Raw genomic sequence first — 14,728 nt, forward strand, 5'->3', positions numbered from 1 at the left:
CGCCGTCACGTGGCTGCCCGGCCGGTTGCCGGGTACGGGAGGCGGACGGTGATCACCGTAGGGCCACCGGGCGGGCTGTCGCAGGCCAGCGTGCCGTCGACGGTACGGATCCGGCCCAGCAGCCCGGTCAGGCCGGTGCCCGCGCCGACCACCGCTCCGCCGCGCCCGTCGTCCCGTACGGTCAGCAGGAGGGCCCCGTCGGGGGCGGCGCCCGCAGGGCCGGTGGTGCCTTCCGGGCCCGGTTCCGACCCCTGCCCCTCGGTCCGTGCGTCCACCGTCACGCGGGACGCGCCGCTGTGTTTGACGGCGTTGGCGAGGAGTTCGGCCGCGCAGAAGTAGGCGAGGGATTCCAGGGCCGGGGAGGGGCGCGGGCCGAGGGCGGTGTGCAGGGCGACCGGCAGCGGGGCGTCCGCGGTGAGGGTGGCCAGCGCGGTTTCCAGGCCCTGGTCGAGCGCGGGCGGATGGATGCCCCGGACGAGGTGGCGCAGATCGGTGACGGCCTGGGTGGCGTTGCTCCGGGCCGTCTCCACCACGGCGAGCAGCCGGTCCCGGTCGGCGTCCTGGGTGATCAGTTCGCGGATGAGGGTGAGGTGCATGCCCAGGCCGACGAGCCGGGCCTGGGTGCCGTCGTGGAGATCGCGTTCGATGCGGCGGAGGGTGGCCACGGCGTCGTCGACGGCGTGCGCGCGGGTCTCCTCCAGGGTGCGGATACGGGCCTCCGCGGCGCTCGGCCCCAGCAGGGCGCGCAACAGCAGCCGGTGCGGCGCGCCCGCCCGGCGCACCAGCCAGGGCGCGAGCAGCACCAGCAGCGCTCCGGCGGCGACCACCACGGTCCAGCGCGGCCAGCTGTCGAACTCCACACCGTGGATCTGCAGCGACACCCGGCGCACCGAGCCGTCCGCGCCGCGCAGGGTGACGTAGTTCCAGCGGCGCAGCACGGGGTGGGCGAGCGCCAGCAGGCCGTAGACGTAGCCGACCAGGACGGCGAGCAGCGGCAGCAGGGCGGTGAACGGGGCGAGCAGCGCGGCGGCGACGGCCCGCCAGCCGGCCGGGTCGCCGAGCAGTGCGCGCCGCCAGCCGAACGCCCCGCGCGCGACGCGCCGCCCCGCCGGTTCGATGTCCACGCCCAACAGGCGCCGTACGAGGGCCAGTTGGAGACCGCCCAGGCCGAGGGCACCGCGTACGGTCAGCGCGAGCAGCCAGGGCCCGAGGGCCGTCCACGACAGCACCGCGCCCAGCGCCAGCCCGGCCGGTACCAGGACCAGTCCGCAGAGCGCGAGGGGCGCGGCGAGCAGGGCGTGGGCCACGGCGGCGAGGCTGCGGGGGAGGAAGGGCGCGGTGAGGACGGTGCGCAGGGGGCGGGCCCGGGGCGCGGGGCCCGTGGAGCCCGCGGTGCCCGGCAGGGTCGTACTCAACCGGGGTGCCGGGCGAGCCAGATCCCGCGGCCGGCGGCGATCAGCACCAGCGCGGCCACCACCGGGCCGAAGGCCATCAGGACGACGCCCGCCCCGATGTTCGCGCCGATGGTCCCGGCGGTCAGCACCCGCCACCCCCAGCCGGCCAGCAGCCCGGCCGCCAGCAGCGGGGACAGCACCTGCCACCAGCGGCGGTCGAAGGCGTGGTGGCACGTGGCACGGGCCAGCGCCACCGCGCTCACCACCACGGCGGTCAGGGCCAGCACGCCCAGCGCGGTGTCCAGGCCCGGCGGCAGCTCCGGGGGCCGGACGAAATAGTCCAGCCGGGACGGCGGTACGCCCTGGTAGTCGTCCTGTCCCAGCAGCCCCCACACCGCGACCGGTAAGGCCACGGGCAGCACGGCGGCGGCCGCCGTAGGTGTCCCCGGTATCTTCATGCGCCCATGATGGCGGGCGGACCCCAGGGCGGCATGAGTAGGGGTACTCACCGGGGCCCCCGCCTCACACGCCCCCCACCACCGCACTGAGGCAGGCGTTCCGCCCGGGAAACAGACCAGATGCCGGCGGGTAACAGCGGCACCGCACGCTGACGACCATGACCTCCACTCCATCGCTCCCGGACGCCGCACGGGCCACCTCACCGGACACCGCCCCCACCATCGCCCTGATAGGCCACGGCATGGTCGGCCAGCACTTCCTGGAAGAGCTCGCCGACCGCGGTGTCACCGAACGGGCACGGGTGGTCGTCCTGTGCGAGGAGACCCGCCCGGCCTACGACCGGGTCCAGCTGACCTCGTACTTCGCCGGCCGCAGCGCCGACGATCTGAGCCTGACCGATCCCGACTTCCTCGCCCAGCACAGCATCGAACTGCTCCTCGGCGACCCGGCCACCGGCGTCGACCGGGCCGCCCGCACGGTCACCGCACGCTCGGGGCGGACCGTGCGCTACGACGCCCTGGTGCTGGCCACCGGGTCGTATCCGTTCGTCCCGCCGGTGCCCGGCAAGGACAGCGCGGGCTGCTTCGTCTACCGGACCCTCGACGACCTGCTGGCCATCGAGGAGTACGCCAAGAACGCGCGCACCGGCGTGGTGGTCGGCGGCGGACTGCTCGGCCTGGAGGCGGCCGGTGCGCTCAAGGGCCTCGGACTGCGCACCCACATCGTGGAGTTCGCGCCGCGGCTGATGGCGCTCCAGGTCGACGAGGGCGGCGGCCGCGCGCTGCGCCGTACGGTCGAGGAGATGGGCCTCACGGTGCACACCGGCGTCGGCGGCAAGGAGATCGTCGCGGACGAGGCCGGGGCGGTGACCGCCATGGGCCTGTCGGACGACTCCCGCATCGACACCGACCTGGTGGTCTTCTCGGCCGGCGTCCGCCCCCGCGACCAGCTCGCCCGGGACTGCGGGCTGCCCGTCGGGGAGCGCGGCGGCATCGTCATCGACGCGCAGTGCCGCACCGAGGACCCCGCCGTCTACGCCATCGGCGAGTGCGCGCTGGCCGTCGACGGCCGGGTCTACGGGCTGGTCGCGCCGGGCTACGACATGGCCCGGGTGGCGGCCGCGGACCTCGCCGAGCGACTGTCCGAGCGCGCCGCCCTCGCCGAGGAGCCGACGGAGCCCGCCGGGGAGCGCCCCGGATTCACCGGCGCCGACCTGTCCACCAAGCTGAAGCTGCTCGGCGTGGACGTGGCCTCCTTCGGGGACGCGCACGGCGCCGCCGACGGCTGTCTCGACGTGGTCTACTCCGACGCCCGCAGTGGCGTCTACAAGAAGCTGGTGATCGGTGCCGACGGGGCGCTGCTGGGCGGGGTGCTGGTCGGCGACGCCGACGCGTACGGCGCGCTGCGCCCGCTGACCGGCACGGTGCCCCCGGTGGCGCCGGAGCAGCTGGTGCTGCCGGCCGGTCTCGCGGAGGGCGGCGGCGCCGCGCTGGGCCCGGACGCGCTGCCCGGCGACGCGGTGATCTGTAGTTGCCACAACGTCACCAAGGACGCCATCCAGGCGTGCGCCACCCTCCCCGAGGTCAAGCAGTGCACCAAGGCCGGTACCGGCTGCGGCAGTTGCGTGAAGCTGATCGGCCAGCTGCTGCCGCAGTCCGAGGACCAGGGCCTGTGCGGCTGCTTCCCGCACACCCGCGCCGAGCTCTACGAGATCGTCCGGGTCCGCCGGATCACCTCGTACGGCGAACTGCTGGACGCGTACGGCCGGGAGGAGGCGCGCGGCGGCGAGGGCTGCGAGATCTGCAAGCCCGCGATCGGTTCCGTGCTGGCCTCCCTCGCCCCGTCGGTCGGGGCCGACGGCTACGTACTGGGCGGTGAGCAGGCGGCGCTCCAGGACACCAACGACCACTTCCTCGCCAACCTCCAGCGGAACGGCTCCTATTCGATCGTGCCGCGGATCCCGGGCGGTGAGATCACCCCGGAGAAGCTCATCGTCATCGGCGAAGTGGCGCGCGACTTCGGCCTCTACACGAAGATCACCGGTGGCCAGCGGATCGACCTCTTCGGCGCCCGGGTCGACCAGTTGCCGGCCATCTGGGCGCGCCTGGTGGACGCCGGTTTCGAGTCGGGCCACGCGTACGGGAAGGCGCTGCGCACCGTGAAGTCGTGCGTCGGCGAGACCTGGTGCCGCTACGGCGTCCAGGACTCCGTCCGGATGGCGATCGATCTGGAGCTGCGCTACCGGGGGCTGCGCGCACCGCACAAGCTGAAGTCGGCGGTCTCCGGGTGCGCACGGGAGTGCGCGGAGGCCCGCGGCAAGGACTTCGGCGTGATCGCCACGGCCGGCGGCTGGAACCTCTACGTCGGCGGGAACGGCGGTGCCACCCCGCGCCACGCCGATCTGCTCGCCCAGGACCTGAGCGACGCCGAACTGATCCGGCTGATCGACCGCTTCCTGATGTTCTACATCCGCACCGCCGACCGCCTGGAGCGCACCTCCGCCTGGCTGGAGCGGATCGAGGGCGGCCTCGACCACGTACGCGATGTCGTCGTGCACGACTCCCTCGGGCTGTGCGACGAACTGGAGGCGCTGATGGCCGCCCATGTCTCCCACTACCGCGACGAATGGGCCGAGACCCTCGCCGACCCCGAACGGCTGGGCCGCTTCGTCTCGTTCGTCAACGCGCCCGGCGCGCCGGACCCGTCCGTCCGCTTCGTCCCGGAGCGCGACCAGGTCAAGCCGGATCTGACGCTGCTGGCCGGACCGACCCTGCCCGTTCGCACTCTGGAAGGGACCTCTGCCCGATGAGCCTGATGACCACCACCGTTTCCCCTGAAGCGGCTCCCGCCTTCCCGGAAGCCACCACCGGTACCGCCACCGGCACGTCCGACGGCACGGCGACCGCCTTCGTCGAGATCCGCGGCCCGGAGGGCGGCTGGCTCCCGGTCTGCACGCCGGACGACCTCACCCCGGGGCGCGGGGTGGCCGCCCTCCTCCCGGACGGCACACAGGCCGCGCTCTTCGCGGACCGGGCCGGCCGGCCGTACGCGATCGGCAACCGCGACCCGTTCACCGGCGCCCAGGTCCTCTCCCGGGGCCTGACCGGCAGCGCCGACGGCCGCCCGTTCGTGGCCTCGCCCCTGCTCAAGCAGCGTTTCGACCTGGAGTCGGGCGACTGCCTCGACGATCCGTCGGTGTCGGTTCCGGTGTACGGCGTGCGGGTGCGGAGCAACGACTGACCGAGACGTCACGCAACCTCCTGGTTGCACCTCCCTCCGCTACGTGCAACCATTGGGTAGCACGTAGCGCAAGGGAGAACCGCCGGAACGCCAGGAGGCACCTCATGAGCACCCACAGCGACAGCACCGACAAGCGCGGCGACGACCGCGAGCGCAACCGCATCGAGCGGGAGATCAGCATCGCCGCGCCCGTCGAGCGGGTCTGGGCGGTCCTGACCGAGCCCGAGCACGTCGGCTCGTGGTTCGGCCAGGGCGAACCGACCCCGGTCGACCTCCGCCCGGGCGGGATCATGCACCTCGACCACGGCGAGTACGGCCGGTTCCCGACCACCATCGTCACCGTGGACCCGCCGCACCGCTTCTCGTACCGCTGGGCCAGCGCCCACCCGGGCGAGGTGGCCGTCGAGGGCAACTCCACCCTCGTCGAGTTCACCCTGACACCGGAGGGCGACGGCGGTACCCGCCTGCGGGTCGTGGAGACCGGCTTCGCCGAGATCGAGATCCCCGAGGACCGGATCAAGACCGCCGGGTACGACAGCCACTCCGAGGGCTGGACCGGCCAGATGGAGAACGTCCGGCAGTACGCGGAGCGGCTCGCGGCATGACGACGGACGACAGGACGGCGGACGGCAGGGCGGCGGACGGCAGGGCGGCGGACGGCAGGGCGGCGGACGGCAGGGCGGCGGACGGGGAGCCACCCGCCGACGCCGCGTCGGAGGTGTTCGCCGCGCTGGCCGACCCGACCCGCCGCCGGATACTCGACGCCCTCGCCGCGCACGGCGAGGCGACCGCCACGGTCCTGGCGGCGGAACTGCCGGTCAGCCGCCAGGCCATCGTCAAGCACCTCGGCATCCTGGACCGGGCCGGGCTGGTCGTCGGCCACCGGGCGGGCCGGGAGGCGCGCTACCGGGTCGTACCGGAGCGGCTGGGGATCACCGCCCGGTGGATGGACCGGCTGGCCGCCACCTGGGACACCCGCCTGGCGGCGATCAAGCGCCTGGCGGAGGGCGAGTGAGGGCCGCGCGGGGCGGCCCCGGGCCCGCCGCCGCGGGCCGGGCTACTCGGGCGTAGGGTGGATGCTCCGTCGGCTCGTCGGCCGCTGGCCCAACGCCCCTCGGCCGCCGGCCCCGTAGGGAGGAGTGCAGGCGTGACCCGGTGGAACACCCGCCACATCCCCGACCAGACCGGCCGCTCGGCGGTGGTCACGGGCGCGAACAGCGGCATCGGCTACATCACCGCACGCGAACTGGCGCGCCGCGGCGCCCGCGTGGTGCTGGCCTGCCGCAGCGCCTCGCGCGGCAAGGCGGCCCTGGACCGGCTGCGTACCGAAGTACCCGCCGCGAAGGCCGAGTTCCGGCCGCTCGACCTCGCCGACCTGTCCTCCGTGCGGGACTTCGCGGCCACCCTCGACGGCTTCACCGGCGACCGCCTCGACCTGCTCGTCAACAACGCGGGCGTGATGGCACTGCCGTACCGCACCACCGCCGACGGCTTCGAGATGCAGTTCGGCACCAACCACCTCGGCCACTTCGCGCTCACCGGCCTGCTGCTGCCCCGGCTGCTGGCCACCCCGGGAGCCCGCGTCGTGTCCGTCTCCAGCATGCTGCACGCCCTCGCCGACCTGGACTTCGACGACCTCAACGGCGAGCGTTCCTACGGACGTTGGATCGCCTACGGCCGTTCCAAGAGCGCCAATCTGCTCTTCGTCCACGAGCTGGCCCGACGGCTCGCGGCGGCCGGTTCACCGCTCGTCGCGGCCGCCTCGCACCCCGGTTACGCGGCCACGAACCTGCAGACCGCGGGTGCCCGGATGGAGGGCCGCAACTCGGCGGAACGGGTCATCGAGCTGGGCAACCGCCTGATCGCCCAGCCCGCGGAGGGCGGCGCGCTGGGCACCCTGTGCGCGGCCACCGCCCCGCACATGCGGCCGGATTCCTTCGTCGGTCCGCGCAACGGGCTGCGCGGCGCCCCGGCGCAGTCCTTCCGCGCCCCCTGGACGAAGCAGGACGCGAACGGCGAGCGGCTCTGGGCCGCCTCGGAGCAACTGACCGGCGTGCACTACGACTTCTCCGCGGCCCACCCGTCCGGCTGAGCACGCACTCCGGGAGCCCACGCATCGGCCGTTGGCGCTCACTCCCGGAACCCACGCTTCAGCCGCTGGCCCTCACTCCAGCCCGGACGCCTCGAACACCGCCCGTGCGCCGTCCTGATCGATCCGGTCCGCCAGCACCTGGAGCGTCGCCGCCCCGCAGCGCAGCAGTCCGCGCTCGCGGGAGCGGCGGACCCCCTGGTCGAGGCGGTGCCACAGCACGGGGTTGGCGCTGAGGACCTTGGGGTCCAGCTCGACCCGGCCGCCCCGGGCGTCGCGGAGCACCAGCCGCGGCGCCATGCCGTCGGTGCGCCGTACGACGACGAGTTGGTCGGTCTCGACCCGGTGCCCGCACAGCAGCCCACGGGACCGCAGCCAGCCGTCCCCGGCGGTCACCCGTGGCGGGTAGAGGACCGCGAACAGCACCAGCGCGACGGCCACCCAGCACCCGGCGCGCCACGGCGTGAGCGTCCCGTTGGCGAGGTCGACCAGCAGCATGACGAGGAGCAGCCCGGCCGTGCAGCAGAGCGTGGCGCGCAGCTCGGGCAGCCAGGTCCGGTCGTGGACGGTCCGGTTGGCGGGCATGGGCGGGGGGATCGCCGACCGGGCGACCGGCCGCCGCCACGCGACCCGTCGTCCACCGTCCTCGCCTGCGTCGTCCCCGTCCCTCGTGAAGCCGGGCCCCAGGCCCCGTCGCCGTCCCATGCCTCGACGCTAGGGCGGCGCACCGTGCCCTCCCCAGGCGTTTACAGGGCACTGATGCGGTCGCGCCGAACCTTGACGCGACGATGACGTGGCGTTGACACGGGCACCGGAAAGCGGCCATGCGGGGCGCGGGATCCGGCCGTTGCGACGGGTGCCTGCCGTCGGGCAGCGGCGGCGGGGCCGTCAAGGACCCGTGAAGAACGTCCTTTCGTGCGCCAAGGAGGCGCCAAGGCCGCTCGTGGACCTCCGCCGCGGCCCGCACGCTGGCCTGGTCCAGTCGGACACCCCGCACAGCCACAGCACAGCGCACCGCGGAGCCCACTGCCCCGCACCGCACACGGAGGTACGACGCACGATGTCGACGGTGTCCCAGCCCGATGGCCGCCCGGACACCGTCCGTGGTGCCGTCGCGCCCTCCGCCGCCCCCGACCCCGACGCCCGCCACCGCCTCACCGCGCTCCAGGGCCTTTCCGCCCTCTCCCTCGACGCCATGGCCTCCGTCGCGTACGGGCCCGAGGCGATCGTGCTGGTCCTGGCCGCGGCGGGTGGTCACGGGCTCGGCTTCACGCTTCCGGTCACGCTCGCCATCGCCGCCCTGCTGGCCGTCCTGGTCGCGTCGTACCGGCAGGTCATCGCCGCCTTCCCGAACGGCGGCGGTTCGTACGCGGTGGCCCGGACCCACCTCGGCCGCCGCGCCGCCCTGGTCGCCGCGGCCTCCCTCGTCCTCGACTACGTCCTCAACGTCGCGGTGTCCGTGACGGCCGGGGTGGCCGCGCTCACCTCGGCCTTCCCCGGCCTCTACGCCGACCGGGTGGGGATCTGCCTGGCCGTCCTGGTCCTGATCACCGGGGTGAACCTGCGCGGCATCGTCGACTCGGCCAAGGCGTTCCTCGTCCCCACCGCGGTCTTCATCGGTGCCGTCCTGGCGATGGTGGTGGCCGGCCTCCTCCGCGACGCGCCCGCCTCCACCGTCACCGCGGCCGGCCACGCCTCCGTCGTCGCCCACCACGCGACCGCCGTGGGCGCCCTGTTGCTGCTCAAGGCGTTCGCGGCCGGCTGCTCGGCGCTGACCGGCGTCGAGGCGGTGGCGAACGCGGTGCCGTCCTTCCGGGCCCCGGCCGCCCGGCGGGCCCAGCGCACCGAGGTCGCGCTCGGTGCCCTGCTCGGCGTCATGCTGATCGGCCTGTCCGTGTTGATCGGCCGGTTCCACCTCCAGCCGGTCGAGGGCGTCACCGTCCTCGCCCAGCTCGCGGACGCCTCGCTCGGCCACAACTGGGCGTTCTACGTCGTCCAGTTCGCCACCATGGTGCTCCTCGCCCTCGCCGCGAACACCTCCTTCGGCGGGCTGCCCGTCCTCATGGGGCTGCTCGCCCGGGACAACCACCTGCCGCACGTCTTCGGCCTGAAGGCGGACCGCCAGGTCCACCGGCACGGCGTGCTCGCGCTGGCCGCGGCCGCCGCGGTCCTCCTCGCCCTCTCCGGCGGCGACGTCAACACCCTCGTCCCGCTCTTCGCCATCGGCGTCTTCGTGGGCTTCACCCTCTGCCAGGTCGGCATGGTCCGGCACTGGCGCCTGGAACGCTCCGCCGGCTGGCGCGGCAAGGCCCTGCTGAACGGGTGCGGGGCGCTGCTCACCGGCGTCTCGGCGCTGGTCGTGACCGCCACCAAGTTCACCGAGGGCGCCTGGCTCGTCGTCATCGCCCTGCCCGTACTGGTCCTCGCCTTCGAGGCGGTGCACCGGGCCTACGCACGGATCGGCGACCGCCTGGGCCTCGGCCGGATCCCCGAACCCCCGCGCCGCGCACACTCCCTCGTCATCGTTCCGGTCTCGCACCTGTCCCGGCTGACCTGCGAGGCGCTGAACGCGGCGGTGTCCCTGGGGAACGAGGTCGTGGCGGTCACCGTCACCCACGACACCCCCGAGGACCGCCCGGCCGCCGAGGCGCTGCGCCGCGACTGGGAGCTGTGGAACCCCGGCGTCGAACTCCTCGAACTGCCCTCCGCGACCCGCTCCCTCGGCCGCCCCATCGCCGATTACGTCACCGAGCTCACCGCCCGCCGCCCCGGCACCCGCATCACCGTCCTCATACCGGAGGCCGAGCCGGCCCGCCTGTGGCAGCGGCTGCTGCAGAACCAGCGCGGCGCGGTCGTCGCCCACGCGGTCCGCCGCGACACGGACGCGGTGATCTGCCGGCTGCGGTTCCGGCTGTCGACGGCCCCGGTTGTCGGTAATGACCCTGTTGGTGGCGTCATAGCCGGTTCCGGTCAGTGACGGCCCCTACGGTGACGTCATGCGTCCCGCCATGGATTACGACAGCCACTGCACCGAAATCGTCACCCAGTCCCTCCTGCTCGGCTCGGCCCTCAAGGAGGACACGGACCTCGGCCCCGCCGTACCGTCCTGTCCGGACTGGAACCTCGCCCAGTTGCTGCGCCACCTGGGCGAGGCCCACCGCTGGGTCGCGGAGGTCGTACGGACCCGGGCCACCGCACCCCCGCCCGACACCGCCCTGCGCGTCCTCTCCCGGGACACCACCGAGCCGCCCACCGCCCTCGCCGGCTGGCTCATCGACGGCGCGGAGCTGCTCGCCGCGACCCTCCGCACCGCCGGCCCGGAGGCCCGGATCTGGACCCCGCTGCCCTCCGGGAGCCCCCGTTTCTTCGCGCGCCGTATGTGCCACGAGACAGTCATCCACCGGGCCGACGCCACCCTCGCCCTGCACGCCGACTTCTCCGTCACCCGGCCGGTCGCCCTCGACGCCCTCGACGAGTGGATGGAACTCGGCTCGCTGCCCGAGATGTTCGACCACCACCCCGACCGGCGCGCCCTCCTGGGCCCCGGCCGCACGCTCCACTTCCACGCCACGGACACCCCACCGGAGGCCGCCGCCGACTGGCTCGTCGACCTCACCGGCGACGCCCTGGCCTGGCGGCGCGCCAAGGAACCGGCCGCCGTCTCCGTCAGCGCCCCGCTGACCGACCTGCTGCTCCTCGTCTACGGCCGCCACTCCTCCGACCAGGAAGCCTTCACCGTCACCGGCGATACGGACCTGCTGGAGTTCTGGCTGTCGCTGGTCAACTTCGAGTGAGCTTCCGCGCGGCAATCGCCCCGGGCGACCAGCGGACGGTCCTGCCCTCGGGCGAACCAATCAAGCCTTCAGCGCGTGAGTTAAGTTGACCATCATCGACCGGATCAGCGCCGAGGGGACAGCAACATGACCGATTCCGACCAGCCGGGAAGCGACCAGCCGGGGGCCGTCCCGACGGGTGGCAACTCCACGGGTGGCAGCAGCCCGACGGGCGGCGGCCCCTCGGCAGCGGGGAACAACGGGTCCCTGCCGCCCACGCCCCCGCCGCTGCCCCCGCAGGCGGCGGACGAGGGCCCCCGGCCCGTCCCGGCGAATGCGGACGAGGCGCTCGACATCGGCCGCCGGCACTTCCCCGAGGTCGGTTCGCCCGACGGCCCCGCCAGTCTGCACGTCCACGAATTCGACCTCGGCTACCTCGTCCACGCCGGCTGGCCGGCCCCCGAGGACCCCACCGCCCCGCCCGCGTCGCCCGGTGGAAGCAACGTCGTCATCAACAAGGAGAACGGCGATGTGACCTTCCTGCCCAACTTCCCCCCGGCCGAGATCGAGGACCTCTACCGCCGGGTCTACCGCCCGTCTTCCGAGGCCTGAAAGACCGGGCGGAGCCGGGTCGGCGGCACCTGTCGGCATGTCAGCGGCGACAGCTAAGCTTTACCTTGAACATCTCATTGGGTAACCATTACGAACGCGGGGGGCGTTGTGGCCGGAGCAGGCGGTTTTCAGACCGATGTGGAGTCCCTCAAGTCCGAGGGCACGAACTTCACCAAGCTCGGCGAGGACTTCTACCAGTCCGTGGCGCGGCTGATGAACGGCCTGAGCGCGCTGGGTGCGGGCCCGCCGGCCGACCCCTCGAAGGCGCCCAAGCCGGAGGAGAAGTCGTTCGGCCAGCAGTTCATCAGCGGACTGACGACGTTCGACAGCAAGGACGGCGCTCCGCCGTGGGGGGACGACGACCTCGGCGAGAAGTTCGGCGTGGCCTACGAGGGCGTGCGTGACGGCATGTACGAGTCGATGGGCCACCTCTCCGCGAAGCTCCAGGAAATCGGCAAGGCGCTGACCGATATGTCCAAGAACCACGCGGAGAACGAGGACTTCAACGAAGCGCTGATGAAGCAGCACGTCGAGAACAAGCAGGCCTGGCAGGACCCGACGAAGCAGCAGCAGCCCGACGAAGTCGTCACCACCGCCTGGTACCCGGCCAAGAACTGAGTCGACCGGCCGGACCACAGGCCTGGCCGGGCCGCACACCCTGCCGGGTCACACCCTTGTGTGACCCGGGTCCCGCCCTTCTGACGAGCGAGCCTCCGGGCGAGGCCCGCACCGCACCACGCCGCTATGCGCAAATTTCACGGGGGAGCTCCACCTTGTCCATGATGCTGCCGAACGCTCTTGAGTGGGTCCTCGAGATGCTCGGCTTCAACTGGCCCACCGCCGACGAGGACAAGCTGATCGAGTGCGCCAATGTCTGGCGTCAGTTCGCCGCGGACGTCGAGGGCCACCAGGCCACCGGCACGACCGCCGCGTCGAACGTGCTCAGCCAGAACGCCGGCGACTCCATCGAGGGCTTCAGCAAGGCGTGGGACAAGTTCGGCGGCGGTTCGGGCTACTTCAACGACGCCCGCGAGGCGGCGGAGGTCATCGCCTTCACCTTCGAGGCCGCCGCCGCCCTCGTCATCGGCATGAAGATCGCCGTGATCGTCCAATTGGCGATATTGGCGGCCGAAATCATCGCCGCACAAGCCGCGGCACCCTTCACACTCGGCCTATCGGAAATCGGCGGCGCGGCGGCGACCCTGGCCACCCGCGAGATGGTCCGCAAGATCCTCAAGGAGGTCGCCAAGCAGCTGCTCGACGCGATCCTGGAGGCCGCCAAGGAGCCGGTGATCTCCGCCCTGGAGGCCATGGTCTCGGACATCATCGCCCAGACCGTCAACCAGAACTTCGGCGCGCAGAACGGCTACAACCTCGGCCGGACCCTCAAGGAGGGCCAGAGCGCCGCCACCGACGCGATCAAGAACACCGGCGAGTCCCTCGGCGAGAGCCTCCGCGACGGCGCCGGCCACCGCGCGGGCCACCGCGCCCGCGGCGGCCTCGACCACGCCGCCGGGCGCGGCGGGGACCACGGGGGCGGCGAACACGGCGACGGCGGCAGCGATAGCGGCAGTGGCAGTGATAGCGGCAGCGGCAGTGGTAGCCACTCCAACGATTCCGGCAGCGGCTCGGGGTCAGGCTCCGGGTCGGGATCCGGTTCCGGGTCGGGATCCGGTTCCGGGTCGGGGTCCGGGTCGGGGTCCGGGTCGGGCTCTGGCAGCGGCTCGTCGTCGGGTAGCGGCTCCGGGTCGGGAGCGGGGTCGGGATCCGGCTCGGGTTCCGGCGGTTCGCACGACAGCGGCTCCGGCGACGGGGGTGCCGGCAGCGGCTCCGGCGGCGCGGGCTCCGGCAGCAACTCCTCCTCCCACGACTCGGCCGGCGGCAACGGCTCGGGCAACGGCGGCTCGGACGGCAACCGCCCCACCGACGGCGGCGGCAGCCACACCCCCCGTCCCTCGGACACCACCCCGGCCTCGGACCACAGCTCCGGTGACGCCGGTAACTCTGGTGACTCTGGTGACTCCGGTGGTGCCGGCAACTCCAACCACTCCGGTAACTCCCCCACCTCCGACGGCTCCGACTCCTCCCCGAACGGCTCGCAGCCCCGGCACGACGTCCCCCCGGCCCAGCCGCTGCCGCCCCCGGACCAGCGCTCCCCCTTCGACGAGGGCTACGCCGGCGGCAACGACAGCGGGTCCCACGACTCGTCCCCGTCCCACACCCCCGACGGCGGCCCGGACACCTCCCGCCCGGACACCGACGGCGCCACCACCCAGCCGACCCACGACAACACCCCGGACGCGGCCCGCCCCGACACGGACGGCGCCTCCACCCAGCCCACGCACGACAACACCCCCGACGCGGCGCGCCCCGACCACGACGGCGTCAGCACCCAGCCCACGCACGACAACACCCCGGACGCGGCGCGCCCCGACACGGACGGCACCAGCACTCACCCCACCCGGGACACCACGCCCGACTTCGCCCGCCCGGACAGTGAGGGCATCACCACCCAACCCGCGCACGACAACACCCCGGATGCGGCCCGCCCCGACCACGACGGCATCAGCACCCAGCCGACCCGCGACAACACCCCCGACGCGGCGCGTCCGGACACCGACAACGTCGGCACCCAGCCGACCCCGGCGGCACCCTCCCCGGCCACCGACGCGGTAGCCGGCAACCCGCCCTCGTACGGTGACACCTCCCCCGGTTCCCACGACGGTTCCGGCACCGCGAACGGCGACAACTCCGGCAGTGGCGCCGGCGGCCGCCCCTCCGTGCCGCACCTCAGCACCCCGCAGGGCGCCCCGGTCCAGCACGCGCCGTCCAGCCAGCCCATCCAGCAGCGCGACCCGGCCCCCGGCGACCCCATGCCGACCGTGGACGGCGGCGACGACACCACCGTCACCACCCAGTCCGCAGGCACCGCCACCCTCCCTCCGCCCACCCAGCACACCGCCGACTCCCCCAGCGCGGCCCCCACCGGCCCCACCCCCCAGGCCCAGCCCAACTCCCCCCAGGCCAACGGCCCGATGATGATGGGCGCCGTCCCGCATCAGGCCGGTGCCCCGACGGCCGGCACCCCGCCCCGCGCCGCCGGCACCCCCTCCAGCAACACCCCGCCCCGCACCAGCACTCCGTCCAGCAACCCCACCACC

Annotated in this window: 13 protein-coding genes; 10 read left to right on the forward strand and 3 right to left on the reverse strand. The window is 73.6% G+C overall.

Going from position 1 to position 14,728, the window contains the following annotated elements; all coding sequences use genetic code 11:
* Window positions 1-5 precede the first annotated feature (5 nt).
* Window positions 6-1,415 carry a sensor histidine kinase gene (locus V2J85_RS37500; protein ID WP_330824076.1) on the reverse strand — a complete coding sequence of 470 codons (1,410 nt, stop codon included), beginning with the start codon at window positions 1,413-1,415 and terminating at the stop codon, window positions 6-8.
* Entirely contained in the window at window positions 1,412-1,852 is a 441-nt protein-coding gene (locus V2J85_RS37505; protein ID WP_330824077.1) for a hypothetical protein, read from the reverse strand. Before V2J85_RS37505 ends, V2J85_RS37500 begins: the two co-directional genes overlap by 4 nt.
* A 158-nt stretch (window positions 1,853-2,010) precedes the next feature.
* Here V2J85_RS37505 and nirB point away from each other — a divergent pair, with 158 nt between their 5' ends.
* The 5 genes from nirB to V2J85_RS37530 all read left to right on the forward strand — a co-directional run bounded on the left by nirB (window position 2,011) and on the right by V2J85_RS37530 (window position 7,185).
* On the forward strand, window positions 2,011-4,662 hold the full coding sequence (nirB, locus tag V2J85_RS37510; protein ID WP_330824078.1) for a nitrite reductase large subunit NirB: 2,652 nt from the start codon (window positions 2,011-2,013) through the stop codon (window positions 4,660-4,662).
* Window positions 4,659-5,093, forward strand: coding sequence for a nitrite reductase small subunit NirD (gene nirD / locus V2J85_RS37515; protein WP_330824079.1), 435 nt, complete (start codon window positions 4,659-4,661; stop codon window positions 5,091-5,093). Before nirB ends, nirD begins: the two co-directional genes overlap by 4 nt.
* Before the next feature lie 104 nt (window positions 5,094-5,197).
* A complete protein-coding gene (locus V2J85_RS37520; protein ID WP_261951598.1) occupies window positions 5,198-5,698 on the forward strand; it encodes an SRPBCC family protein in 501 nt (166 codons plus the stop codon).
* 113 nt (window positions 5,699-5,811) lie between these two features.
* A complete protein-coding gene (locus V2J85_RS37525; protein WP_315975482.1) occupies window positions 5,812-6,108 on the forward strand; it encodes an ArsR/SmtB family transcription factor in 297 nt (98 codons plus the stop codon).
* A 132-nt stretch (window positions 6,109-6,240) separates the two neighbouring features.
* A complete protein-coding gene (locus tag V2J85_RS37530) occupies window positions 6,241-7,185 on the forward strand; it encodes an oxidoreductase (RefSeq protein ID WP_261951596.1) in 945 nt (314 codons plus the stop codon).
* 72 nt (window positions 7,186-7,257) lie between these two features.
* On the opposite strand, the gene V2J85_RS37535 is transcribed toward V2J85_RS37530, so the two are convergent.
* Window positions 7,258-7,767: a hypothetical protein gene (locus V2J85_RS37535; RefSeq protein WP_330824080.1), complete on the reverse strand. Its 510-nt coding sequence runs from the start codon at window positions 7,765-7,767 to the stop codon at window positions 7,258-7,260.
* A gap of 475 nt (window positions 7,768-8,242) precedes the next feature.
* On the opposite strand from V2J85_RS37535, the gene V2J85_RS37540 reads away from it, so the two are divergent.
* From V2J85_RS37540 to V2J85_RS37560, 5 genes are all read left to right on the forward strand, one after another.
* Complete coding sequence (locus V2J85_RS37540; RefSeq protein WP_261951594.1) at window positions 8,243-10,159, forward strand: APC family permease; 1,917 nt, start codon at window positions 8,243-8,245, stop codon at window positions 10,157-10,159.
* Between the two features lie 19 nt (window positions 10,160-10,178).
* A complete protein-coding gene (locus tag V2J85_RS37545; RefSeq protein WP_261951593.1) occupies window positions 10,179-10,976 on the forward strand; it encodes a maleylpyruvate isomerase family mycothiol-dependent enzyme in 798 nt (265 codons plus the stop codon).
* Window positions 10,977-11,102: 126 nt separating this feature from the next.
* Entirely contained in the window at window positions 11,103-11,567 is a 465-nt protein-coding gene (locus tag V2J85_RS37550; protein WP_330824081.1) for a hypothetical protein, read from the forward strand.
* 108 nt (window positions 11,568-11,675) lie between these two features.
* Entirely contained in the window at window positions 11,676-12,185 is a 510-nt protein-coding gene (locus tag V2J85_RS37555; RefSeq protein WP_261951591.1) for a hypothetical protein, read from the forward strand.
* A 161-nt stretch (window positions 12,186-12,346) separates the two neighbouring features.
* Window positions 12,347-14,728: WXG100-like domain-containing protein (locus V2J85_RS37560; RefSeq protein WP_474064971.1), on the forward strand; the 2,382-nt coding region annotated here is incomplete at its 3' end.

The organism is Streptomyces bugieae (genome assembly GCF_036352915.1).
Classification (GTDB): domain Bacteria; phylum Actinomycetota; class Actinomycetes; order Streptomycetales; family Streptomycetaceae; genus Streptomyces; species Streptomyces endophytica.